Source organism: Rheinheimera tilapiae (assembly GCF_042432165.1).
Classification (GTDB): domain Bacteria; phylum Pseudomonadota; class Gammaproteobacteria; order Enterobacterales; family Alteromonadaceae; genus Pararheinheimera; species Pararheinheimera tilapiae.
On the sequence record NZ_JBHLXP010000001.1, the window covers coordinates 1,791,947 to 1,817,593 of the forward strand.

Annotated in this window: 21 protein-coding genes; 16 read left to right on the top strand and 5 right to left on the bottom strand. The window is 47.3% G+C overall.

Translation table 11 applies throughout. The features are described 5' to 3' along the window. Positions 1-67 precede the first annotated feature (67 nt). The 9 genes from epd (at position 68) to ACFFJP_RS07790 (ending at position 8,708) form a co-directional block, all read left to right on the top strand. The gene (epd, locus tag ACFFJP_RS07750) at positions 68-1,078 is read left to right on the top strand and encodes an erythrose-4-phosphate dehydrogenase (RefSeq protein WP_377242122.1); all 1,011 of its coding nucleotides are present in this window, start codon (positions 68-70) and stop codon (positions 1,076-1,078) included. Positions 1,079-1,128: 50 nt separating this feature from the next. Beyond that, on the top strand, positions 1,129-2,310 hold the full coding sequence (locus ACFFJP_RS07755) for a phosphoglycerate kinase (protein ID WP_377242124.1): 1,182 nt from the start codon (positions 1,129-1,131) through the stop codon (positions 2,308-2,310). Between the two features lie 131 nt (positions 2,311-2,441). Next, on the top strand, positions 2,442-3,506 hold the full coding sequence (fba, locus tag ACFFJP_RS07760; protein WP_208931037.1) for a class II fructose-bisphosphate aldolase: 1,065 nt from the start codon (positions 2,442-2,444) through the stop codon (positions 3,504-3,506). A gap of 240 nt (positions 3,507-3,746) precedes the next feature. Continuing rightward, on the top strand, positions 3,747-4,517 hold the full coding sequence (locus ACFFJP_RS07765; RefSeq protein WP_377242126.1) for a DUF3450 domain-containing protein: 771 nt from the start codon (positions 3,747-3,749) through the stop codon (positions 4,515-4,517). Positions 4,518-4,523: 6 nt separating this feature from the next. Next, on the top strand, positions 4,524-5,888 hold the full coding sequence (locus tag ACFFJP_RS07770) for a MotA/TolQ/ExbB proton channel family protein (protein WP_377242128.1): 1,365 nt from the start codon (positions 4,524-4,526) through the stop codon (positions 5,886-5,888). Beyond that, a complete protein-coding gene (locus tag ACFFJP_RS07775; RefSeq protein WP_377242130.1) occupies positions 5,888-6,412 on the top strand; it encodes a MotA/TolQ/ExbB proton channel family protein in 525 nt (174 codons plus the stop codon). The genes ACFFJP_RS07770 and ACFFJP_RS07775 overlap by 1 nt, the downstream gene beginning before the upstream one ends. A 13-nt stretch (positions 6,413-6,425) precedes the next feature. Beyond that, the gene (locus ACFFJP_RS07780; RefSeq protein WP_348732614.1) at positions 6,426-6,827 is read left to right on the top strand and encodes an ExbD/TolR family protein; all 402 of its coding nucleotides are present in this window, start codon (positions 6,426-6,428) and stop codon (positions 6,825-6,827) included. Between the two features lies 1 nt (position 6,828). Further along, positions 6,829-7,449, top strand: coding sequence for an energy transducer TonB (locus ACFFJP_RS07785; protein WP_377242132.1), 621 nt, complete (start codon positions 6,829-6,831; stop codon positions 7,447-7,449). 2 nt (positions 7,450-7,451) lie between these two features. Further along, entirely contained in the window at positions 7,452-8,708 is a 1,257-nt protein-coding gene (locus ACFFJP_RS07790; protein ID WP_377242134.1) for a tetratricopeptide repeat protein, read from the top strand. A gap of 126 nt (positions 8,709-8,834) precedes the next feature. Here the strand turns inward: ACFFJP_RS07790 and prsR are convergent, their stop codons facing one another. The 3 genes from prsR to ACFFJP_RS07805 are packed head-to-tail and all read right to left on the bottom strand — an operon-like array spanning position 8,835 to position 12,971. Then, entirely contained in the window at positions 8,835-10,220 is a 1,386-nt protein-coding gene (gene prsR / locus ACFFJP_RS07795) for a PEP-CTERM-box response regulator transcription factor (protein WP_377242136.1), read from the bottom strand. Positions 10,221-10,248: 28 nt separating this feature from the next. Continuing rightward, positions 10,249-12,273, bottom strand: coding sequence for an XrtA/PEP-CTERM system histidine kinase PrsK (gene prsK, locus ACFFJP_RS07800; protein WP_377242138.1), 2,025 nt, complete (start codon positions 12,271-12,273; stop codon positions 10,249-10,251). After that, positions 12,270-12,971 (bottom strand): trypsin-like peptidase domain-containing protein, encoded by a 702-nt coding sequence (locus ACFFJP_RS07805; RefSeq protein ID WP_377242140.1) that lies wholly within the window; start codon positions 12,969-12,971, stop codon positions 12,270-12,272. The genes prsK and ACFFJP_RS07805 overlap by 4 nt, the downstream gene beginning before the upstream one ends. A 196-nt stretch (positions 12,972-13,167) precedes the next feature. On the opposite strand from ACFFJP_RS07805, the gene ACFFJP_RS07810 reads away from it, so the two are divergent. The 4 genes from ACFFJP_RS07810 (at position 13,168) to ACFFJP_RS07825 (ending at position 17,767) form a co-directional block, all read left to right on the top strand. Then, a complete protein-coding gene (locus tag ACFFJP_RS07810; RefSeq protein WP_377242142.1) occupies positions 13,168-14,049 on the top strand; it encodes a patatin-like phospholipase family protein in 882 nt (293 codons plus the stop codon). Between the two features lie 157 nt (positions 14,050-14,206). Further along, complete coding sequence (locus ACFFJP_RS07815) at positions 14,207-15,085, top strand: PEP-CTERM/exosortase system-associated acyltransferase (protein WP_377242144.1); 879 nt, start codon at positions 14,207-14,209, stop codon at positions 15,083-15,085. A 69-nt stretch (positions 15,086-15,154) separates the two neighbouring features. Next, on the top strand, positions 15,155-16,825 hold the full coding sequence (locus tag ACFFJP_RS07820) for an FAD-binding oxidoreductase (protein WP_377242146.1): 1,671 nt from the start codon (positions 15,155-15,157) through the stop codon (positions 16,823-16,825). Between the two features lie 132 nt (positions 16,826-16,957). Next, a complete protein-coding gene (locus tag ACFFJP_RS07825; protein WP_377242148.1) occupies positions 16,958-17,767 on the top strand; it encodes a THxN family PEP-CTERM protein in 810 nt (269 codons plus the stop codon). Between the two features lie 362 nt (positions 17,768-18,129). Here ACFFJP_RS07825 and prsT read toward each other — a convergent pair whose 3' ends face one another. Both prsT and ACFFJP_RS07835 read right to left on the bottom strand, forming a co-directional pair. Continuing rightward, a complete protein-coding gene (gene prsT / locus ACFFJP_RS07830) occupies positions 18,130-20,886 on the bottom strand; it encodes an XrtA/PEP-CTERM system TPR-repeat protein PrsT (protein WP_377242150.1) in 2,757 nt (918 codons plus the stop codon). A gap of 76 nt (positions 20,887-20,962) precedes the next feature. Further along, positions 20,963-21,226 carry a phosphopantetheine-binding protein gene (locus ACFFJP_RS07835; protein ID WP_377242152.1) on the bottom strand — a complete coding sequence of 88 codons (264 nt, stop codon included), beginning with the start codon at positions 21,224-21,226 and terminating at the stop codon, positions 20,963-20,965. 145 nt (positions 21,227-21,371) lie between these two features. On the opposite strand from ACFFJP_RS07835, the gene ACFFJP_RS07840 reads away from it, so the two are divergent. The 3 genes from ACFFJP_RS07840 (at position 21,372) to ACFFJP_RS07850 (ending at position 25,646) form a co-directional block, all read left to right on the top strand. Beyond that, complete coding sequence (locus ACFFJP_RS07840) at positions 21,372-22,925, top strand: AMP-binding protein (protein ID WP_377242154.1); 1,554 nt, start codon at positions 21,372-21,374, stop codon at positions 22,923-22,925. After that, positions 22,903-24,168, top strand: a complete 1,266-nt coding sequence (locus ACFFJP_RS07845; protein ID WP_377242156.1) for a pyridoxal-dependent decarboxylase, exosortase A system-associated — start codon at positions 22,903-22,905, stop codon at positions 24,166-24,168. Before ACFFJP_RS07840 ends, ACFFJP_RS07845 begins: the two co-directional genes overlap by 23 nt. Before the next feature lie 143 nt (positions 24,169-24,311). Further along, complete coding sequence (locus ACFFJP_RS07850; RefSeq protein ID WP_377242158.1) at positions 24,312-25,646, top strand: hypothetical protein; 1,335 nt, start codon at positions 24,312-24,314, stop codon at positions 25,644-25,646. Position 25,647 lies beyond the last annotated feature (1 nt).

Sequence of the window (25,647 nt, forward strand, 5' to 3'; positions counted from 1 at the left end):
CAATGCAAAAGGGGCTTGGAGCCCCTTTTGTTTAACTTCGTGACAGTCCAGACAGGTAACAGCGCTGATGACAATCAGGATCGCGATCAATGGGTTTGGCCGAATTGGCCGCAGCATTGTACGCGCCATTTTTGAACAACAGTTACAAGATGAAGTGCAAGTCGTTGCCATCAACGAGCTGGCGGAAGCTCGTGGCATCGCGCATTTACTGAAATATGATTCCAGCCATGGCCGTTTTGGCACTGCGGTGACGCTCAATGGCGAAGTCTTAGTGGTCGGGACCCAACACATTCAGCTACTCCATCAGGCAGACCCGGCCTTGTTGCCGTGGAAGGCACTGAATGTCGATTTAGTTTTAGAATGTACCGGTGTATTTGGTAGTCGCGCCGATGCGATGAAGCATCTCGAAGCCGGTGCTGGCAAAGTATTGTTCTCGCATCCGGCTGGCGCTGATATTGATGCGACGGTGATTTACGGCGTCAACGAACAACAGCTTAACGCGACCATGCGCGTCGTCTCTGCCGGCTCATGCACCACCAACTGTATTGTGCCGGTATTGAGTGTGCTGGATAACACCTTTGGCGTTGAAAGCGGCACTATCACGACAATTCACGCCTCGATGCACGACCAGCAAGTCATTGATGCTTATCATCCGGATCTACGCCGGACCCGCGCCGCCAGCCAATCTATTATCCCGGTAGATACCAAGCTGGCACGAGGGATCGAACGCATCATGCCGCATCTCGCCGGCCGTTTTGAAGCGATTGCGGTGCGGGTGCCAACGATCAATGTTACGGCAATGGATTTGTCCGTTGCCCTGCATCAGGATGTCACCGTTGAGGCGGTGAATGCCGCGCTGCAGCAAGCTCGCTTGTCTTTACCGGGCATTCTGGATTACACCGAAGAGCCATTGGTTTCCGTTGATTTTAATCACGATCCGCATTCGTGCATCGTCGATGGTTCACAAACCCGGGTCAGTCATAAACGACTGGTGAAATGCCTGGTTTGGTGTGACAACGAATGGGGCTTTGCCAACAGAATGATCGATACCGCACGTGCCATGATGAGAAGTCAGTAACGGCACCTTAAACAGAATAACAGTATTCAAATCAACAAAAGGAGATGGTCATGTCCGTGATTAAGATGGCTGATTTAGATTTGGCGGGTAAACGCGTGTTAATCCGCGAAGATTTAAATGTACCTGTGAAAAATGGCGTAGTCACTTCAGATGCCCGCCTACGTGCCGCGCTGCCGACAATTGAACTGGCGCTCAGCAAAGGTGCAAAAGTCATGGTGTGTTCACATCTGGGCCGCCCGGAAGAGGGCGTTTATGCCGAAGAATTTTCGATGCAGCCGGTTGTGGACTATCTCAAAAACGCACTGAAAGCACCGGTCCGTCTGGCAAAAGAATATCTGCAAGGTGTTGATGTTGCCGCCGGTGAAGTGGTGGTGTTTGAAAACGTTCGCTTTAACAAAGGCGAAGGCAAAAACGACGAAACCTTGTCAAAGCAGTTGGCAGCCTTGTGCGATGTGTTTGTGATGGATGCTTTTGGCACTGCGCACCGTGCGCAGGCGACTACACATGGTGTAGCTAAATTTGCGCCAGTTGCCTGTGCTGGTCCTTTACTGGCGGCTGAGCTCGAAGCCTTAGCTGCTGCACTGAAAAATCCAAAACGGCCATTAGTGGCAATTGTTGGTGGCTCTAAAGTTTCGACCAAACTGACAGTGCTGGAATCTTTGTCCAGTATTGTTGACCAGCTGGTTGTTGGTGGCGGCATTGCCAATACTTTTATAGCTGCTTCGGGCGCCAATGTCGGCAAATCGCTGTATGAAGCCGATTTAATTCCGGAAGCGCAGCGCTTAATGGCGGCAGCAAAAGCCAATGGTGGCAACATTCCGGTACCAACAGACGTGGTGACCGGCAAAGCCTTTGCTGAAGACACACCCGCTAGTCTCAAACCAATTGCGGATATTGCCAACGACGATATGATTTTTGATATCGGCCCGGACAGTACTGCAGCGTTGGTCGAGATCCTGAAATCTGCCGGGACTATCGTCTGGAATGGTCCGGTTGGCGTGTTTGAATTTGCGCAGTTTGAAGCAGGTACTAAAGCAATTGCTGAAGCGATTGCGCAAAGTGATGCGTTTAGTATTGCCGGTGGTGGTGACACGCTGGCCGCCATCGATAAGTATGGTGTGGCTGAACAAATCTCCTATATTTCTACCGGTGGCGGTGCGTTCCTTGAGTTCTTAGAGGGAAAAACCTTGCCAGCAGTTGAAATTCTTGAACAACGCGGCAAAAGCGCGTAAAAATGATGTTATAAACCAGTCTGTTCGCCGAAACCTATTCCAAGCCGGCAGATCCTGACCGGCACATCCGGCGCAAAAGCGCCGGGTTCGGTGACAGCTCTGAAACTTACCCTACAAAAAGTGAGGATTTCATGGCTCTTATCTCGTTACGTCAGATGTTGGATCATGCCGCAGAATTTGGTTACGGCGTACCAGCGTTCAACGTCAACAATCTTGAACAGATGCGCGCAATTATGCTGGCAGCCGATGCAACGGACAGTCCGGTGATTGTTCAGGCGTCTGCAGGCGCTCGGAAATACGCCGGTGCGCCATTCCTGCGTCATCTGATCCTGGCGGCGGTCGAAGAGTTTCCGCATATCCCGGTAGTAATGCATCAGGATCACGGAACGTCTCCAGCCATTTGTCAGCAATCTATCCAGCTCGGGTTTTCATCCGTCATGATGGACGGCTCGTTACGCGCGGATGGGAAAACACCAGCTGACTATGACTACAACGTCGATGTAACTCGCCGTGTTGTTGAAATGGCGCATGCCTGCGGTGTTTCGGTTGAAGGTGAGTTAGGTTGTCTTGGTTCATTGGAAACCGGCGCTGCCGGGGAAGAAGATGGTGTTGGTGCAGATTGTGTACTGAGCCATGACCAGATGCTGACAGACCCGGAAGAAGCAGCGCAGTTCGTCAAAGCGACTGGGGTAGATGCATTAGCGATCGCCTGTGGCACATCCCACGGTGCTTACAAATTCAGTCGTCCACCAACAGACGATATTTTGGCCATTGATCGGATTAAAGCCATTCATGCCCGCATCCCGGATACGCATTTGGTAATGCATGGTTCAAGTTCGGTCCCACAGGACTGGTTGGCGGTGATTAATCAATACGGTGGCGAAATTCCGGAAACTTATGGCGTTCCGATAGAACAAATTCAGCAAGGGATCAAATTCGGCGTGCGTAAAATCAATATCGATACTGATTTACGTTTAGCGTCTACCGGTGCTATCCGCCGCTTTATGGCTCAGCATCCGGCAGAGTTTGATCCACGCAAGTATTTACAGGAATCTGTCAAAGCTATGATGGAGATCTGTAAAGACCGTTACCAGGCATTCGGTTGTGCCGGGCAAGGGTCAAAAATCAAAGCCATTTCTCTTGAGCAAATGGTGAAGCTGTATGATTCGGGCAAACTGACTCCGAACATAAAATAAGCAGAAAAATGAATGTTCTATTAAATTTTTACGACAAGAATTTAAGGGTAGCATTCCGGGTAATTCTGTAAGCGGATATTGCAGTGAAACAGGTCTGGCTGGCTGTCGTAGTTATATTGACAACCATTGTTTTTGCTGCAATGATGCGGGCGGTTTACCCTCTAACCAGGTCATTCTTTTTTACAAGTTTGGCCTTTCAAAATACAGGTTACGTTAATCAGCAATTATTGGTTGGGAACTATGTCTAACAATAACATTCGTAAAAACCTGATCGCATCAGCCATCGTTGGTGCTTTCATGTTCGGTGGCGTTGCAACCGCAACGACTCTCGCAGAAGTCACCAATACTGGTGTGCAAGCTGCTAAAGCATCTGCGGCCTCTCAGGAAAAGATCAACAACATTTATGATCAGTCTCAGGAATTACTGGCTGAATACCGGTCATTAGTAGAGCAGACTGAAAACCTGAAAGTTTACAACGATCACGTAAACACTCTGGTTAACGACCAAAATGCGTCGCTTGCATCTCTGGACAAGCAAATCGGTACTATCGAAGGTACCAAGCAAGGTATCGTGCCATTAATGTACAAAATGGTTGATACTCTGGAAGCTTTTATCAAAGCCGACATGCCAATCGATATCACCAAGCGTTTAGAGCGTATCCAACGCCTGCGTGACGTGCTGGGCAATTCAAACGTGAACACGTCTGAAATGTACCGCCTGGTGATCGAAGCCTACCAAATCGAAAAAGATTTAGGTACAGCAATGGTTACTTACACTGACAAACTGGCAGTAGATGGCACAGATATTTCTGTGAACTACGTGTACGTTGGTCGTGTTGCTCTGTTAGCTCAGACACTGGACGACAAACGCGCCTGGATGTGGAACAAAACTGCAGCGAAATGGGACGAGTTAGGCCCTGAATTCCTGGAGTCCACCAAGTTAGCGATTCGTGTTGCGGGTAAACAAGCTGCCCCAGAATTATTAAAACTTCCAGTGTTAGCAGCGGAGTAAGAATAAATGAAGAAAGTGTTTAAAGGTTTAATGATTGCAGCTGCGGTGACAATGTCTGCCGGCGTTTGCTTAAACGCTGCCGCTGACACTGCCAAACTGGACCAGCTGTTAGAACAAGTTAAGAAAAACCGTTCTGCTGATGCCAAACTGGATGCCGCCCGTGAACAGGAATTCCTGTCTGACCGCGCTGACAAACAAGCACTGCTGAGCAAAGCTAAAGCTGCTTTCGCTGCTGAAGAAGCCCGTGGTAAGTCTCTGACTCAACAGTTCGCCGATAACGAAGGCAAACTGGCTGCGAAAGAACAAGAGCTGCAAACTGCACAGGGTACTTTAGGTGAAATGTTCGGTATCGTTCGTGGTAACGCCACTGAAACTATCGGTTCTATCGCCACTTCAAACATCAGTGCTCAGTTCAAAGGCCGTGAAGATTTACTGAAAAAATTATCAGTAGCTAAAGAACTGCCAACTATCACTGAACTGGAAGAGCTGTGGATTGCACTGCAAACTGAAATGACTGAGTCTGCAAAAGTGTCTAAGTTCGACGGTAACGTTGTGAACCTGGACGGTACTTCTGGTCAGGCAAACGTTGTTCGTGTTGGTTCTTTTGTACTGATTTCTGATAACGGTTACCTGGTTTACAACGCAGATACCAAAGAAATGCAACCTCTGGGTAAACAACCAGAATCTCATATCCTGTCTGACGCTGCTGCTTTTAAAGGCGCTGCTGCTGGTGAAGTGAAACCAGTTTATATCGACCCAACAGGTGGTAACCTGCTGCGTCTGAAAACTCAGGAAGCTTCTCTGGAAGACCAGTTCCACCAAGGTGGTACAGTAGGTTATGTAATCACTGCATTACTGTTCTTAGGTCTGATCATCGGTGTAATTCGTTTCATCGCTCTGTCTAGCGCACAAGCTGGTATCAATTCACAGCTGAAGAACCTGGGTTCTCCTTCTGAGAAGAACGCACTGGGTCGTATCCTGAAAGTTTACCATGACAACAAAAAAGCTGACGTGGAAAACCTGGAGCTGAAGCTGGACGAAGCAATCATGCGTGAAACTCCGTCTATCGAAGCAGGTATCGGTTTACTGAAACTGATCGCTGCTGTAGGTCCTCTGCTGGGTCTGTTAGGTACAGTAGTAGGTATGATCGGTGCGTTCCAGATGATTACTCTGCACGGTACCGGTGATCCGAAAATCATGGCTGACCAAATTGCGATGGCTCTGGTTACTACAGTACAAGGTCTGTTGTGTGCACTGCCAATGCTGTTCGTACACGCACTGTTACAGTCTAAATCAAACTCAATCCTGCATATCCTCGATGAGCAAAGCACTGGTCTGATTGCTGCTCATGCGGAGAAGGAGAACGCATAATGCATAGCCTGATAGAGCTTTGGGAATCTGTCAGGGATTTTATCGCTACCGGCGGCAGCGTTTTATATATTGTCGCCTTCGTGCTCTTTGCAATGTGGGTGTTAATCATTGAGCGCTTTTGGTTTGTCACACGGGATTATCCGGTTTTACGCAGCAAAATCGTTGCTGAGTGGAATGCCCGTACCGACACAACCTCTTGGTATGCACATAAAATCCGTGATGCGTGGGTATCTGAAGCCTCAGCAAAACTGACTCAGCGGATGAACGTGATCAATACATTGATCGCAGTTTGTCCGATGGTAGGTTTGTTAGGCACAGTAACCGGTATGATTGCAGTGTTCGAAATTATGGCTCTGCAAGGTACTGGTAACCCAAGACTGATGGCGGCAGGTATTTCAATGGCAACAATCCCGACAATGGCCGGTATGGTTGCATGTTTATCTGGTGTTTTCGTGGCGTCCAAATTGGAAGGTAAGATCAAGTCAGCGATCCACGAATTGGCTGATAGCTTACCGCATCATTGATAGAGAGTAATTTATGGCACGTAGAAATAAACGTGAAGCCGAAGAAGCTGCAATTGACTTGACGCCAATGCTGGACGTTGTATTCATCATGCTGATCTTCTTCATCGTAACCACTTCTTTTGTTAAAGAAGCTGGTATTGATGTTAACCGTCCAAAAGCGGCCAAAGCTCAGTCTAAGCCTTCAGCGACTATTTTCGTTGCTGTTCGTGCAAACGGTGAAATCTGGTTGGACAAGCGCGCAGTAGACGTAGAGCGTGTAGGCGCGACAATTGAAAAATTGTTAGCTGAATCACCAACCGATACTGTAATTGTTCAGGCCGACAAAGAAGCGAAGCACGGTGTGGTCGTTTCTGTGATGGACCAAATCAAGCTGGCAGGCATTGAGAAAATCTCAATCGCGGCGGAGAACAAGTAATATGGTAAGGTTATTACTTTCACTCTTAGTCGGTGCGGTAATAACGTTTTTCCTGTATGTACTGATGGCGTACCTGGTTGATGCAGATGATACGTTCAGCAGTGCGAAGAAGGAATCTATCGTTATTGAGATTAACTCGACGCCGCCTGAGTCTAAAGCTCAGACCCGGACTCGGGTACCGCCACCGCCACCACCGCCACCGCCAGAGCCGCCAAAGCAGCAGGTTGTGCAGGAAGCTTCTAGTACTGATGCAGGTACTATCGGTTTCAATGCGCCAACTGTTGATGTTGGTGGAGTAAGCGGCGGTATTGGTGACCCGGCTAGCGCCATGATGCGTGATGGTGACGCAACACCAATCGTTCGTATCGAACCGAAGTATCCTGTACAGGCTGCTCGCGACGGTATCAACGGTTGGGTAAAAATGCGTTTCTCTATCATGCCAGATGGCTCTGTAGACGAAATTGAAGTGGTTGATGCGGAACCGAAGCGGGTGTTTGACCGTGAAGCAATTCGTGCATTAAAACGTTGGAAGTACTCACCTAAAATCGAAAACGGTCAGGCTTTAAAGCAGACTGGGATCATGGTGCAGTTAGACTTCAACCTTGATAATGCCGGAGGTTAAGTATGAAATTTAACAAACTTACATCTGCATTGATGGTGTTTGCTGCGGTCGGCATTGCCGCTCTGCCAGTAAGCTCCGCTCTTGCAGCTCCGGATGCTGCCAAGATTGCTGAGCGTAAAGCTCGCAAATCTCAGGCAGTGGGCGAAAAAGTCGGTAAAGCTATCGGTAAAGCTTACGAGCTTTACGGTCAAAATAAAGTCGGTGAAGCACTGGCTTTATTGGAGCCGATCGAAGCGTCAAATACTTTTGACAAAGCCTATTTGGACAAATTCATCGGTCAGCTGTACATCGAAAAAGATCCAGCTAAATCAATGAGTTACATGATCAAGGCGGTTCAGCCAGATGTTCTGGGCTTCAGCGACCAGGCTACTTTGCTGCGTAATATCGGCGACTTAAGTCTGATGGCGAAAAAGTATGAACAGGCGATCACCTACTATAACAAGTGGGCAGATTTCACTGGCGAAATGGACGCGAACGTTGACCTGCGTATTGCCAACGCATACTACGAAATGAAGCAGTATGCAAAGGTAATAGCTCCAGCGGACCGTGCTATCGAGCACTCAAAAACGCCGAAAAAAGAGCCGTATCAAATGAAGTTCGCTTCATATTACGAGCTGAAGCAGACTAAGAAAGCGATCGAAGTTCTGGAAACAATGTTGCCATTGTTCCCGAATGAGAAGCAATCTTGGGTCATGTTAGGCCAGTTCTACTCGGTTGATGAGCAATACGATAAAGCGTTAGCGATTATCGACATGGCTTATAAACAGGGTTTATTGAAAACAGAAAACGAGATTAAACTGCTCGCTAACCTGTACAACAATAACAACGTGCCATACAAGGCCGCTGCATTACTGGAAAAACACCTGACTGCAGGTCTGTTAAAGAATGATCGTGCAATCCTGATGAGTATCGCAAGTTCGTACTCTTCTGCACGTGAATTTGAAAAGGCTGCTAAGTTCTACGGTATGTTAGGCGCGAAAGAAAATGACGGCGATGCATATCGTCGTCAGGGTGATGCACTGGCAATGGCGAATAAAAACGCCGAAGCAGCCACTGCATTACAGAAAGCGTTGGAAACAGGTACTAAAGATAAAGGTAAAGTGCATGTATCTTTGATCGGCGCTTACTTTTACCAAGGCAAAATGCGTGAAGCTTATCAACAAGTTCTGCTGGCCCGCCAGCATGGACAAGAAAAGATGGCTAACTCATGGGGTCCTTACGTAAAAGAGCGTGCAGAGAAGAAAGGCATTAAGCTTTAATCTCCAGCTGTTAGAAAACCCGCCGTATGGCGGGTTTTTTTATGGCTGACATATAGCAATTGTTGAATCCAGTTAAAAAAAAGCCAGCGTTTGAGCTGGCCTGATTTTGTCAGAATATCCGAAACTTTAGCTTTCCTCTGTGACAGATCCTGGATGTTCGGCATCCTGGGTACGCAAATCGAGCATTTTATACTTATCGATCAATGAGTATAAAGTAGGCCGGGTCACGCCTAATAAATCAGCAGTTTTAGACAGATTGCCATTGGCTACGTTATAGGCGTGGCGAATGGCTTGTGTTTCTGCCTGTTCCCGCACCTTACGCAGAGTAGGGAGCGTATTCGGTTGACTGGATGGCATTAACCCAAGGTCTTCAGCGCTGATGAACTTAGTGTCGGCCAGAATCACGGCCGATTTCAGTTTATTCTGTAGTTCACGGATATTGCCTGGCCAGCGATGGCCCAGCATCGCGTTAATCGCGTCCTCGGTAAAGCCTTGAATATTTGTGTTAAATTCAGCATTGAATCGGTGTAAAAGCGATTTAGCGATAATCACAATATCGTGCCCACGATTGCGTAATGGTGGGATATTGAGTGTAATTTCGCTGACTCGGTAGAATAAATCCTCACGGAAACTTTGTTCGGCAACCATTTCTGCCAGGTTTCGGTGCGTAGCGCAGACAACCCGGACATCGACTTCAATCTCGGCACGGCCCCCGACACGCTCGATGACCCGCTCTTGTAAAAAGCGCAGCATTTTTGCCTGTAATGCCAGCGGCATATCGCCTATCTCGTCGAGCATCAGAGTACCGCCATTGGCGGTTTCGATTTTACCTAATGTGGTTTTATGTGCACCGGTAAATGCGCCTTTCTCGTAGCCAAATAATTCACTTTCCAGCAAATTATCCGGGATAGAAGCACAGTTAATTGCAACAAAAGGTCGGTCGGCGCGCGGACTTTGTTTGTGGATAGAGCGTGCAAAAACCTCTTTCCCTGTGCCTGATTCACCTAACAACAAAGTCGTGATTTCCGTAGGTGCTATCTTCTCCACCATCCGGCAGGCTTTCTGAATGGATTCGCTATTGCCGATAATATCTTGCTGTTTATAAGCAGTTGCTTTTAGCACCCGGTTTTCATTTTCGATCTCGCTGAGCTTAAACGCCCGTGCGACTATGACATTGAGCACGTCGACATCAATTGGCTTTTGATAATAGTCATAAGCGCCAAGCGATATTGCTTGCAATGCATGTTCTGTATCGGTACTACCCGTAATCACAATAACTTTGGTATTGGGATTGTGTTGCAGGATCTCAGTAAGACAAGCCAAACCTTCAGACGCATTGGTAGGGTCTGGTGGTAAACCAAGGTCTAAAGTCACAACAGCAGGTTCAAAGCGTCGAAGTTGCTGCAGTGCCGACGGACGGTCTTCAGCAAATACCACTTCATAGTCGGTCAGGCTCCACTTCAGCTGCTTCTGGATGCCAAGATCGTCATCAATTGCGAGTAATGTTTTCATACAACATTCCGTGTATCAGTTATGGTGGTTAGTGTAAAGGAAGCAAAATGGTAAAGGTAGTCCCATGTCCCACCTCACTGCTTACCAGCAACTGTCCTTGCTGTTGCTGGACAAATGTTAAAGCATCATACGCGCCAATACCCATCCCCGCATTGCCTTTTGTAGTGTCAAAGGGTTTAAACAATCGGGTTTGAATAAAGTCCTGTGACATGCCACAACCAGTGTCAATAATCTCCAGTCTGAGCTGGCCTTCACTCTGTTGTACAACAACCCGTACCTCTCCATCATCAGGAGTAGCATGCTGCGCATTGTCGATCAGATGAAACAGCACATTGGCGAATCGTTCAGTATCGATAGTCAGCTGACAGTCATGATGCAAAGTCAGCGACGGTAGCGGAAAGTTGGCACTGCAGCGCTCTGCAATCAGTGTTTGCAGTAATGTACCTACTGCGGTTTTTTTCAGCTGTTCCTGACCCGATTGTTTATTTGTGAGCTGCGCTAACATATTCTGCAGCCGGCTTTGCATTGCTTCTATTGTGGTAAAAGCATCGTCGACGAACTCTGGGTTATGCCGGTGCTTTTGCGCATTTTTCAGCAACATGTCAATTTGAGCTTTCACATTTTTAAGGTCATGCACCACAAAGGCGGACATTCGGCTGAATGCGACAAATTGCGCATTTTCTGACAGGGCTTTACTCGCTTCATCCATAAAAAGATAACTAGCTATTTGCTCGGTAACCGCATTCAGATAATCACGCAATTCCCAGTTCAGCCTAAGTTTTTCATTAACATCGCTCTCCAACAGGCAAAAGCCCCACAACTGATTGTTTTTAAGGATAGGGATCACAATGCTGAAGGCGGGCCCAGAATGCCCCATTTTACTAAGCAACTGACTGACCATACTGTCTTTTTTGTCGCTAAAGTCTAACAGCCACTGCTTGTTGTTTTGCTCTTTGATAACTAGTTGTAATGCTTGTTCTTCATTGACACCGAATAACAACTGGCCTTGTGTCGCAAGTACTAGCAATTGTTCTTGCTGAAGTTTAATTATTGCGCCGTGGCTGTATCCTATGGCTTGACACCAGGCACTGAGACAGACCTGTGCAGTATTTTCGGTGGCGAATTCGATTTTTTTCAGTGCACGAGTCAGTTCGACCCATTTCTCCCGATAATCAAAGGTATTGGCAAAAAAATGCTTTTCAATAAAGACACGGCCTTTACGTCGCAGGCCGTCGGAAAAAACCAAAGTTCCAAGAACTGCAGTTCCAGCGACTACGAAGACCACTTGCAATAAGGTAGTCCAGTTGCCTCCGATATAACTGAGGTAGTAACCCACAACGGCTAATAAACATAAATAAATGCCAGCGGCCAGCACCAATGAACTTTGCAACACAATGTCCCGTGATACGTAGACATTGATGCCCCAAGACTTAATCCGTTTCACTGCAACAACCAGAAACGGCAGCATAAACAAGTTCACAAAACCACGCGCTTGCCAGGTTTGTTGATTGATTTTGCTCAATAGCGCGGCTTCTGCCAGCAGATAGAAATCAAGCAATAAGCAAATACCAACAGCAATAATTAACGGCTTAAATTGCCATTTCTGCCCACCGGATTGTCGGTACAAGGTCTCAACCATCGCCAGCATAACAATAACCAGCAATAGTGTTCCCATCAGGCGTAAGCCGGCTGTTTGCAAAATAAACCAGCCAACGATTAACCAACTACACAAGACCAACAGTGTCAGTTGTACTTTTTTTAATGCTAGCCATTGTCGAAGCGAGATGTCTGTTTTGCTAAGTGCGGACAATAAAAACAACAACAACAGTGATTTTTGAATTGTTTCAATGACAAATGAGAAGTCAGTGACAAATGCCAGCTGAAGCGTCACGCCATTGTGAACTGCCCATAGCACTGAACACAGCGTATAAGCCGATAACAACGATTTTTGTGAAGTATGGACTCGGACGGTGAGCTGAAGTGCCCAAAACAACAGATAGCCAATTGCAGCCAACAGAAAACCAAATTGCCCTGGAGTAACTTCAATATTCATGGTTGGTCTCTATTCGGTGCCTGAGATAACAGCTGATGCAGGTGTTTGATCGGAATCGCATAAGAAATACCGCTAGGGTCGCTTAAAATCGCCTCGCGACTGCTTTTAACCAGCACCATATTGATCACTCCTACCACTTCACCAGTATCCTGACGATACAACATGCTGCCACTGTTACCTGGGTAAGCGGTGCCATCTAATTGATAAATCATAAAAGGGTCACGCAACTGACGCAGAGTTGCGGCAGAAATAACCTGACTGTTCTCAGCAGGAATAGCGATCGGTGTCAGGGCGCTGAGTAGCGCACCATGAGTAGCCGGGTAAAGACCTAATACACCGGTGATCGGGTAGCCGGTGAAGGCTAGTTGGGTGCCTTCGGCCACGTAATCTGATGATGCGAGCTTCACGGCGGGCAACGTCTCGGCAATTTCCAGCACGGCGAGGTCGTGCGACCGATCCAACAGTGTTTTCTTGATCTGATGAACTTGCGGTTGTTGACCATGGCCTGACAATACAACATAAATTTCGTTTTTATTTTTATCCACCGGCGTTGCGATCACATGATGATTGGTGACAATCAGGTTGCCGGGGGCGACGACAAAGCCAGACCCTAGCAGTTTAAGGCGTGGTGAAGCGGCAGGGCTATAAATGGCCAACGCAACGACTGAGGGTTTCAGTTGAGTGATTAGTTCGGGCAATGCTGCCTGCGCTGGCTTTATCAGCCCACCCAGACTAAGGACGCAGAGAATTATCCGTAACTGTCGGTAAATCAGGCGTTCCATACTTATCAGGCTCGCTCGGTGCTGGACTAAAATCGAATTCGCATCTTGAGCAAATTGGTACATACTGAAACTCTCAGTTCAGTGGCAGGTGCATGATGTATTGGTGGCCAGTATGACACAACTGCAATCGCATGAAATAGTACCAATTTTTTCTGGTGGCGGAACCCGATTGCCTTGTTATGTAGGAATCTTGATAGCGCTAAAAGACCTCGAGCTAAATTTTCATAGTCTGGTCGGTGTGTCTGGCGGCAGTATTGTGGCTGCGATGGTTGCTGCAGGCAAAACCTTTGACCAGATGCGTGATCTCGCGCTTCATACGGATTTTAAACAGTTCCGCGGATTTTCTTTGATGAATTTAATCCGAACAGGTGGGCTCTCCAGTGGTGATACGTTTGAACGCTGGATGGATAATCAACTTGCTGGCGCTCGTTTTTGTGATTTGTTGTTAGATCTGCATGTCCTGGCGACAGACATCAATGGCGGTGGTCCTGTGGTATTTAACAAAGCACGAACTCCACAGATGAAAGTTTCAGAAGCGGTGCGCTATTCCATGTCGATTCCGCTGTTGTTTTCATTCAAAACTTTTGAAAATCATGTGATGGCGGATGGGGTTATTCTGGCGGAAGATGCTCTGCATCAGGACTGGTCTGGTCGTGACGTGCCTGTGGTATGTTTCAGATTAAAAAGCGAAGGTGAGGATAAACCGATCATCCGACGTAGACTTTTCCCGTTGGTGTCATATATTCTCATGTTAATTCAAACATTTATGAATGCGATGTCGAGAGAGTACGTGCATGCTCAGTATTGGCACAACACCGTACTGATTAATACCGGCGACGTATCGTCAGTAGATTTTGCCTTGCCAGTGGCAAAAAAAGAGGAACTATTACGTCAGGGCTATGATACAACCATGGCAGTGATCCCACATAAGCTCGGTTGGATCCGTACTGAAGTGGCGACGAGTCAGCGGGAACGTCAAGTAGGTTTGTCATAGCACATCGATTTTCTATACTAAAGGATCAGGACCTGATATCAGCTGCTAAACGCGATTTATGTGTTGGCACTTTGCAGTTGAATCGAAGGGATGGATAGCACCACGGTTGAGTCATGTCGTGCTTGCCGGTGAACATTGAGGAATCTGTCAGGTTTTTATGAAGCATTTAAAGAAACTACAAGAACTGCCTATAGTCGGAACTTTGGTGAAAAAAGCTATTGGTGCAATGGTTAGTAATAACGCCAGTAGTATATCGAAGCATTTTTCGCAGTTCCTGCAACCGCAATTGGCGTTAACTGAAGAGTTAAAGCAGAAAGTCTATAACGTCAGGCATCAGGTTTATTGTGAAGAGTTAAAATTTGAACCGGAACGGCCTGACCGGGTGGAGCTCGATGATTTTGATGCGCATTCGATCCATTGCTTCGTACGACATATGTCCAGTGGCAATATGGCTGGCACGGTTCGCTTGATCACATCTGCAGATGATTCAGAGTTACTACCTATTGAGAAATATTGTCTGCACTCTATTACGGACCATGAATTCAGCCCGGCAGCTTTCCCGCGCAATAAGATCTGTGAAATCTCACGTCTCGCGGTACTTGAACAGTTTCGTCGACGGGAAGTGGATAAGTTCAAAGGCGCCGCGACCGGTGCAATCAACGTCGAAGCTTATTCCGAAACAGAGTTACGTTGTTTTCCTTATATTGCTATTTGCCTGTATTTTGCCGCTGCATCGACGGCATTTCATGCCGAAAAAGAACACGCTTTTGTCATGATGGAGCCTCGTCTGGCGCGCAGTCTGGCGTTTGTCGGGATTAAATTTCATCAGATAGGCCCTGTCATTGACTATCATGGTCGGCGGGCACCATTTTATATTAACAAACCTATGTTATTTGACGGTTTGTCTCCGGGTTTCAAGAAGTTATTAAACGAAATTGAAAAGTCTCTGGCAAATTCAGTCAAAGAACACGGTTTTACCGATGGCCCGTTGGAGCCAAAAAGAGACTCAACGAAAAGTATGCTCCCACAGCGTTGAGTTGACAGGAATATATAATCAGCGGCAGTCACATCGGGCTGCCGTTTTTATTGCGATAAGGACCTCAGGATGAACAACGATCCGCAATCAGCTACGCTGGCTCTTATGAAATGGCGTCAGTTACTTGGCGATGAGTATGTCATTACAGACTCTGAACCGTTGAAGTTGGCATCAACTGCAACTTTTGCCACAAGTGCGGCGGTAACCGCAATAGTTAAACCTGCCCGTGACCAGGTTGCAGCGGTTGTTGCAATAGCGGCGGAATTTAATATTGCTTTGTATACCATCAGCTCAGGTAAAAATTGGGGTTATGGATCCAGAGTACCCAGCATTCAGCACGCAGTTTTGCTTGACTTGGGGCGTTTAAACGAGATTTCTGGTTACGATCCTGAGCACCATCTGATCACTGTTGGGGCTGGAGTCACGCAGCGGCAGTTGGCAGACTTTCTGTTGGCACAAGGCGGCATGGATTGGATGGATTGTACCGGCTCGCATCCTGATTGCAGTATTGTCGGCAATACGGTTGAAAGGGGATTTGGCCATACCCCTTATGGTGAGCATGCAAATTTTATCGGGGCCATGGAGGTTTTGCTGGCTGATGGCAGGATCATAAAGACCGGTTTTGGTCGGTTTGATGGCGCAAAAGCCAGCGGAATGTACAAATGGGGATTAGGCCCTGCACTTGACCAGTTGTTTCTGCAATCAAACCTCGGCATCGTATTGAGCATGACTATCTGGTTGATGCCAAAGCCGGAGAAATTCGTAGCGTTCTATTTATCTGCGTCAAATGAAACTGCGTTAGAACAGATTGTTCAGGCATTGGTACCGCTGAAACGTAGCGGCGTGATTACCAGTCTGCCGCATATCGCAAACGCCTATCGCGTATTGGGCGGCATGCAACAATACCCCTGGCCATTTGTTGAAAAAAGATCAGTTCAATTTCCATTACCGGGTGATATTACCGAACAACTGAAAAAGCAGTGGCAAGTAGGTACCTGGAATTTGTCCGGAGCACTCTATGGCACCAAGGAACAAGTTGCCAATGCTAAAAAGCAAGTCCGTAAATCGTTAAGGCGGGTGAAAGGGGCAAGACTTAATTTTATCAGTGACGAACTATTGCGGTTTATTGAGATTTTTCAAAAGCCGATTGCATTCGTTACCCGGATGGATTTACCGGGTATGTTGAAGGTGTTGCGACCAGTCCAGAACATGATGAAAGGCCAGCCCAGTGCACAATTTTTGACTAGCTCATACTGGCGAATGAAAACTGTGCCAAATGGTCGCTTTGATATGGACAAGGACAACGTTGGACTGATTTGGAGCGCGTTTGTCGCGCCAGCGGATGCGAAAAATGCACGTCAACTGATGGATATTGTCGACACAGTATTACCAGAATTTGGTTTTGAACCAGCGGTGACTCTGACGCTGTTAAACGAGCGGTGTATCGATGCGGTCGTCAGTATTTCATTTGACCGCACTGCTAGCGCGCCTGACGGACAGCGTTGGGATGAGCTCGCATTGCAATGTCGCGATAAGTTGTATCAATCAATGTTTTCCTGTGGATTCTACCCATATCGCACCGATGTCAGCAAAATGGCCGAAATGGTGCACTGCGGAGATCCACAGTATCTGCAGGTCTTAGCAGATCTAAAACATGCTTTGGACCCGCACGGCATTTTAGCGCCGGGACGGTACATCGCATCAGCGTCAGAAAAGTTTACAAGTCAAGTAAGCATTTAAATGAGGCGTTGTGTAAGTTGCTGTATTTTAATGATAAATAAAGTTGGCATGCCAGTTGCTTTATCTCTGTCAGTAATAGTTTTAGCCTGGCAGTAACTGGTAGGCGAGTCAAAAATACAAGGTGGTAGTAAAATGAAATTTAAAACTCTTTTATCAGTAAGCGCTCTGTCAGTTGCAATGTTCGCAGGTTCAGCACAAGCAGCTGTGATCCCAGCTCTGCAATTCGCAACTCAATCTGGCTGGTTAGCTGATGGTGTGAATTCTTCCAGCAAGCAAGCAAATGGCACCATTTACGATTGTGCTGCTGGTACAACAGATGCTGCAAACGGTTGTGGTCTGACTTTCACAGGCGCAGCTGGTCTGCCAAATGCGTACGATACAGTTTCTTGGGGTTCTACAACTGCAAAAAGCAGCCTGAATATCGCTTCTAAAACTGACGTTCTGGTTACCAACGGTGCTTGGGTTCAAACTGGTTTAATCACTCACTCAAACAAAACAATTCCAACAGGTTCACGTTCATTGTACAAAATGGACCTGGAAACTCTGTTTGCAATCGTTAACCCACCACTGGGCGCGAATTCAGCAACAGTTGGTATTCAGTTCAACGAAACTCCAAACCTGGGTGACTTGTCAAAATGTGCAGGCCCACAATTATCTACTACAGGTTGTGATGACACGTTCCTGATCAAACTGAATCTGCCAGCAATCAACTTCTGGGTTGGTGCTGAACACTATAAGATTTCTTTCAAGCTGAACCCATTGTCAGGTGTTACTCAGTCTGTAGTAAATCCAGACGGTTCTATCTTACTGGTTACTCGTGAAGGTACTAACAACCAGCTGGAACTGTTAGCTCAACTGACTATGTCTGTTCCTGCACCTGCTACAGTAGGTATGTTAGGTCTGTCACTGGTTCTGCTTGGCCTGCGTCGCCGCGCAAAATAATTGCGATAGTTGCAGCACCTGATGTTGCAACATAAATAAAAAACCCGGATGGAAACATCCGGGTTTTTTATTGCCAGAATTGACATACCAGTACTGCAGCAACCCGGCACACTTATTCAATCCTGCTGTAAGCTACATTTTTGCTTGGCACATAGCCTTGGCTATGACTGGCAATTTATCCGTTTAGAAGTACAAGACTGTTGTTCCAATTCAGCTTTATTTTCAGGGAGTTGAATTGGGTCGGTAACGTGAATGTGAACTTTCGCCCAAATGCCAAACCATTGCAGCCAGCGTCAATCAGAGCCAATAAAAAACGGATGCCGAGAGCATCCGTTTTTAATGTTGAGCAAGCCACCTGATGTTTAGTTCAGCTTTGCTTTCAGAGCGTTAACCTGAGCTGCGGATATGGACTTATCACCGGCAATTTTATCTAAAATCGATTTCGCTTTATCCTTCTCGCCTTTTTTGATCAGCCCATCAGCGTAGTTTAATAACACCGCTGCATTATCTGGCCGGATTTTTAACGACTCTTCGAACTTCAGTAGAGCGGCGTCGACTTTACCCGATGCAAGCAGTACCGCGCCATGTGTGTCGAGTACATCCGGATTCCGTGGCGCTAATTTTATGGCACGTTCAATATACTGAGTGGCTTCAGCCAGCTTGTTGGAATCAAGTAGAGTCCAAGCCAGATTGTTTAATACTGCAACATTGTCAGGCTCTTTAACCAATAGTTGGTTAAACATCTCAATCGACTTGTTCTTATCGCTCTTCAGCATCAGGTTGGCATAAAACAGCTGAAGTGGACCGTCATTAGGTTTAGTCGTGAAATGCTGTTCTACAAACTGCTGAGCTTTTGTCAGATCTCCGGCACGTTCATAAGTATCGGCAATCATCAATGCCGCCATCGTTGACTGGCTTTGCTGATAACTTTCTGTCAGCGCGACCAAGGCTTCTTTTGGTTTGGCTGCAGCCAACAAGATCCGGCCTTTGATAAACTGCACATCAGCTTTACCAGCCTCTTCGGCTGGCAGGGTTGCTAGCAGCTTCAGTGCTTCGTCATTCTTGCCATTTTCTGCCAGTAATTGTACCTGAGTACCAAATAACACTTTGTCTTTAGGCGACTTTTTCAACTCTTCTGTAGAAACGGCAAGCGCTTTTTCAATCTGTTTGTCCAGAATGAGGGCGCGGATATAAGTGTAGACTGACTCGCGCTCGGCGGAGTTCATCTGATACCACTGCGCGGCGACAGCCAACGACGCTTTGATATCTTTTTTTACTGTCCGTTCATGTTCAATCAGTAAGGCCCAGTGTAAAGCGTGACGTTCTGCTAAGGGTTGCTTGCTTTCTTCAAGTACTGTCAGTGCTTTATCTTGCTGTTTTTGATCAACTAACATCCGGGCATATAACACGGCCACGTTATAGTTGGCTGCATCTTGTTTATAGAGTGCTTCAGTGCGTTTTAGTGCTGAACTATCTGCCTCTGTACGCGTCATCGCATAAAGTTGCTCTAGCGCAGGCAAATATTGTGGATGTTTATCCAACAGCGTTTCTAAAGTGGCTTTTGCCGCGGCATTGTCTTGTTTTGCCTGTTCAGATACTGCTTTTAACAGGTAGGTGAAAGGTAACTCACTTTTTGCAGCCAATGCGTCTTGAATGTACTGCAAAGCAACGGCGTCATTGCCTTGTTGCAAAGCCGAAAATGCCAGCATGTTCAGGCCTTGCACTTTCATCTTTTCATCTTTCAACCATTCTTTGGCCAGAGCCTCGACTTCTTTGTATTTCCCTTGCTGCAAATATGCTGAAGCTAACAACAGCTGCGGTTGTTGTTCTTTCGGCGCCATTTTGGCAGCTTGTTCGAGCAATGACAGACCTTGAGCTTCCTGACCTGGAATGCCGAGCTTTAACGCACCGATTGCGAGCAACTCCTGTTCGGATTTTGTCTCAGTCCCTTGCTCATATTTATTGATTAGTTCTTCGGCCGCGCCGTTGGCTCTTTGCTTCAACAGTTGAAACGCGGTAGCACTGACAAGTTGTACATCACTGGCGGCGGCTTGGTTTTTCATCAGTTGTTCTTGCGCTGCATCGGTGTTGCCGCTTTGCAGCTGCAGGGCGATATAAAGCTTTTGCGCCGGCGGGTAACTGTCCAGCTCGCCGCGAACGGCTTGCAGGTGGTTTAATGCCTGGTTACCCAGTCCCAGTTGTGAAGCCGCAAGCGCTGCCAGTACGCGGGTACTGACTGAACTTAATCCTGAGTTAATTGCCACTTCACTGTGTTCTTTGGCTTTCTGGAAATCTTTCGCTTCGAAGGCTATCACTGCTTTGAGATAGTTCGCTAACGGTTGTTTAGGAAACAGTTTGAGCAGTTTATCCAGTTCAATGCCTGCTTCTTTAAATTTATCCTGAGCGACATAGGTCTGAGCCAGTAACAACCGCGCCTGATGCCCGGACGGATTAATTTTCAGATATTCATTGAAGCTGGAGACGGATGCATCAAACTGGGCGAGTACGTTTTGTAACTTGGCGCGTAATAACAGCGCTTCCCGGTAAAGCGGATTGTTCGCAGGGATCCCACTAAGTGCAGTTAAAGCGGCTTCATGCTGCTTATCCATAATTTGTAGCTGTGCTGATGCCATTGCTTTGATACCGGCATCGCTATTTTGTGCCAAACGCTGCAATTCTGCTTTTGCATCTGCAGCTTCGGAGGCTTCGATTGCCGCCAGTGCTTGATACAGCTGGACAAAATCAAGATTCGTTGCAGAAATGCCGCTTTCTTTACTGAGTTCGGCCAGATTCGGGAATTGTCCGGCCAGGAAATAAGCCTGAGCGAGCGGTAAAGACAGTTCATTAATGTCGGCACCATATTGTCTGGCACGCTCCAGCTCTTTGGTCGCTGACAAGCCGTCACCAACTTGCAGATAAATCTGGCCCAATGTCAGACGAACTTTTGCGTTCTCCGGTTCTTGCTGTAATGCTGATTTCAATTCGATCACGGCCGCAGAATATTCCTGCTTACCGATAAAAGTCTGAGCGTCTTGCAGGTGCTGAGTGGCATCTTTTTTACCGCAGCCTTGCGTGACTAATGCGGCCAGAATACAGCTGACCAGGAGTGTTTTTTTCATCTGTGTAATCCTTTATACATTTACACGCGTTCTGCCACCGCTGTTTAGCAGCATCACGCCGGTTTGATTAATATGGTTAAGCGGTTTTGCCCAGTTTTTCTGTCATAAAATGGCGTAGCGAGCCAACTGTACTAAACAGATCTGCGCTGAGTTCTGCGTCGTCGAATACGACATCATATTGGTCTTCCAGTAATGTCAGAATGGTCATAATACTACTGGAATCAAATTCGGGAATGGCACCTAATAGCGGTGTTTGATCAGTCAGGTGGTGGTGGGGGCCTAATACCGATAACAGGATCTGTTCGAGCACCTGTCCGGTCTGAGGTTGTTGGTCCCTCATAGTCAACTCCAATGGACATCAGATATTTGCACAATGTACTCTAACACAGATTAATCATAGGCAAACCATTTTGCCGCCGGAAAAATGCTGCCTGTTTTCAGTGAATTGGCGCCATATCCGGGAATGCTGGCTCACAGGAAATTGCATGCTGCTGACCGACTCACTGGAAGGATTATTGCACCTCGGCGCAACACGCTGGCCGACGCAAAATGCGTTGAAAGACCAGCATGGGACTTTGACTTATGCTGAGCTGTTTGCACAGGTGCAGCAGCGTCGAAGCCAGTTACAGGCTGCTGGTTTACAGCCAGGCGATCGCATGATGCTGCAGTTACCCAAGCAACGTGAGCTGGTGATCGAGTTGTTTGCCACCTGGAGTCTCGGAGCTTTAGTGGTACCGGTGCATCAGGCGCTGAAACCGCAGCAATTACAATATATTGTGCAGGATTGTTCGCCACGGCTGGTGTCAATGACTGTGACCAGACGTCAGCAGCTTGCAGCAGAATTCAGCTTACCGACCGGTTGTGATTGGTTTGATAGCGCTGATCATACTGCTGACTTGCCGCAGCATAATAGCATTGTGCAAGCCGGCGGAATGTCGGCACAGCCAGCGGCGATTTTGTATACCTCAGGCAGTACCGGTTTACCCAAAGGGGTAGTGTTGTCACAGCTGAACTTGTTACTAGGTGCAGTCAGTGTCAGTCAGTATCTCGGCTTACAAAGCAGTGATGTGGTGCTGGCGCTGTTACCCTTTAGTTTTGATTATGGTCTCAATCAGTTATTAAGCGCGTTCAGCGTGGGCGCCACAGTCGTGTTGCTGGACTATTTGCTGACGCAGGATGTGGTGCGGCAGGTTCAGCAGTATCAGGTCACTGTGCTGGCAGCGGTGCCGCCGCTTTGGGCTGCATTAGCGGATGCGCGCTGGCCTGATGGTAGTACCGCGCAGCTACGGCTCTGGACTAACTCAGGCGGTGCGATGCCACCGGTATTACTCAGACGGTTACAGCAGTGTTTTCCGAATGCCAAACCATATTTAATGTATGGCCTGACCGAAGCCTTTCGCTCCACTTATTTGTCACCGGACAAATTGACAGAAAAACCACAGTCGATTGGCCAGGCTATTCCTTTTGCTGACGTGCGGGTGTTAAGGCCGGATGGTACTGAATGTGCGGTCGGGGAAGCCGGTGAACTGGTGCACCGCGGGCCGCTGGTGAGTCTCGGCTATTGGGGTAAACCAGAATTGACCGCTGAACGATTCCGACCTGATCCGTTGTTGCCGCAGGCAGTTGTGCACCGGCCGCCAGCAGTTTGGTCAGGCGATCAGGTATGGCGCGATGCCGACGGCGATCTGTTTTATCTGGGTAGATTGGATGAAATGCTCAAATGTTCCGGCATCCGCATTAGTCCGACTGAAATTGAACAGCAGTTTTATGCGCTGGTGGCGGGGGTCACTGATGTTGCCGCGATCGCGGTGCCGACTGCTGCCGCAGATAATGCTGTTTTGTTGTTATTCAGTGCACCGGAACCGCTGGACAACATCGCGCTGATGACGGTTCTGAAACAACAGTTACCTGCCTATATGTGCCCCAAAGCCCTGATACAATTGCCGCTACTACCGAAGACAGCCAATGGTAAACTCGACCGCAAGCAGTTGTCCGTGACTTATAAGGATTATTTTTGTGCACCTTCTGAATCCGCTTAATCCCGCATTATTCACTGCGCAGCCACAACTTGCAGCTGCGCTGGCGCCATTTGCGCACCAGCAAGATGACTTGCTAGTGGGCGGCAAAACGCCGGCGCAGATCGCGGCGTTGTTGGATGCTGAAGTATTTTACGCCTATGACCGGGCCGCTATCACGGCGCGTGTTCAGGCACTTCGCGCCGCGCTGCCTGCGCGTGTCAAATTGCATTATGCCGTCAAAGCCAATCCGTATTTTCCGGTGGTTCATTGGTTGGCATCACAAGTGGATGGGATGGATGTTGCCTCACGCCGTGAACTGGTGCTGGCGCTGCAAAGTGGTGTCGACCCAACACAAATTAGTTTTGCCGGGCCTGGTAAAACCGATGCTGAACTCAAAGCTGCGATCGCAGCAGGCTGCGTTGTGCATCTGGAATCTGCCGGTGAAATGCGCCGCTTGCAGGCATTATGCCTACAGGCCGATGCATCAGCCCGCGTCGCGCTGCGGATCAACCCTGAATTTGAACTGCGCGCTTCCGGCATGAAAATGGCTGGTGGTGCCAAAGCTTTTGGTATCGATCAAGCGCAGATCTGGGATTTGTTACCTGAGCTGCAGACAGGTCCGCTGCAGTTGGTTGGTTTTCATCTTTACTGTGGTTCGCAGAACTTACAGGCCGACGCCATTTTACAAAGCCAGCGCCAGAGCCTGCAATTATTGGCACAGCTGCGTCCGCATTGTCCGCAGTTACAGTTCTTTAATCTCGGCGGTGGCTTTGGCGTACCATATTTTCCTGCCGACAAAGTACTGGATTTAGCAGCGGTCGGGGCTGGCATGCAGCAGTTATTCGCTGAATTTGCTGATGCAGTGGCAGGGTTGGAAATCATCCTTGAACTGGGCCGTTATCTGGTCGCCCATGCCGGGGTTTATTTCAGTCGGGTCATCGATGTGAAAACTTCACATGAGCAGCAGTTTGTCGTGACCAACGGCGGCTTGCATCATCATCTGGCCAATTCCGGTAATTTTGGGCAAGTGGTACGGCGCAATTATCCAGTGGTGCTAGCTAATAAACTGACTTTGGCACCGGTGGCGCCAGTGCAGGTCGTTGGGCCTTTGTGTACCCCACTGGATATTCTGGCTGACAAAGTGGCCTTGCCTGCAGCGGTACCCGGCGATTGGTTTGCCGTGCTCCAGTCCGGGGCTTATGGCGCCAGTGCCAGCCCACAAGGATTTTTGAGTCATGGTGTGGTTTCAGAAATCCTTTTGTAAATTGGCTATTTGATCGGCAAGGTTAATAAGTATTGTTGCCGGTAATATTCAATAGGATTTAAGCACACCAACTGGTTATACGAACAATGGTGAGCACAATCACATTTAGATAACTAACATATTTGATAAAGAGCTTACCTTGTATGCATAGATTTATTTTTATTTTGAGTGGTGGCTCGCTGATATTGATGCTGTTTTTATACGGCTTATTTTCAGTAGTAGTTGGGTATGCAGGGCGTTCGTCACAGGAAATTTTTGACTATCTGAACCATCGCCTTTATGGGCATACTAAATTAGAGTTTGTTTTTAATCCAATCATCGATTTTGCCCGATTAGTCCACGACGATATTCCCAGAGCATCCCGAATGGGCATGATCAATAGAATGCAAACAGCGCGTTATGTTGAACGGAAGATAACTCCTGCGTCAAAGCCTGTTTTAGTGTTTAGTGATAAAAGCGTCAAACAATATGCAACCATAAGTGAAGCAGCTTTATATGCACCTTCTGGTGCTATTGTGGAAATTTCAGCAGGTGACTACACAGAGGCTCAAGCAGTATGGAAGCAGAAAGAAATAACCATTCGTGGGATTGGTGGTCCTGTACGGTTATTTGCAGGTAAAAAATCGGCAGAAGGTAAAGCAATTTGGGTCTTTCGCACTGGTAAAGCTTCGATATCTGGCATTAGTTTTTTTGACGCTAAAGTGCATGATATGAATGGCGCTGGCGTTCGTGCTGAAAAAGGCGACTTTTCGTTCCAAGATGTACATTTCGAAAATAATGAATCAGGTATTTTAACTACTGCTGCTGTTGGAACTGTAAGAGTCGATCGTTCGACTTTTATCAATAATGGTAATGGGGATGGATATTCGCATGCAATATATGCTGGCAATATCGACTTGCTTGTCGTCACCAGAAGCGTTTTTCATAATACTATTGTTGGTCATCATATTAAGTCACGAGCCGCGAGTTCCTATGTGCAAGATTCAAAGTTTTATGATGAATTGGGTTTGGTGAGCTATGAATTAAACTTCCCAAATGGTGGTGAGGTATTTGTTCTAAATAACTACCTTGAACAAAATAAATACAATGAAAATTCTGTCATGTTAAGTTATGGGGAAGAAGGCTTACTTCATAAGGCGAACATACTTACAGTGAACAAATCTACATTTAGAAATGTGGCAAGTGGCGGTACATTTGTTCGAACAGTGATTGGCAGTGATAAAACCATTATCGAAAATAGTCGATTTATGGGCAATGGGATCATCGATTCCGGCAGTAAGTATCGGTACGCGCTCAACAATGTGTGGCTGGGTAATGTATTATTCTGGAAAAATACATATTTTTCCGACAATCAATATAAGCCCGCTTTAGAACAACAAAAGCTTGAATTGTTAAAAAACAAATATTGTAAAGAGTGTAGTGTACTTGCTGGTGAAACAGGCGCGTTCGGTATATTTTCAGCGGCAACTCCTCGTTAGG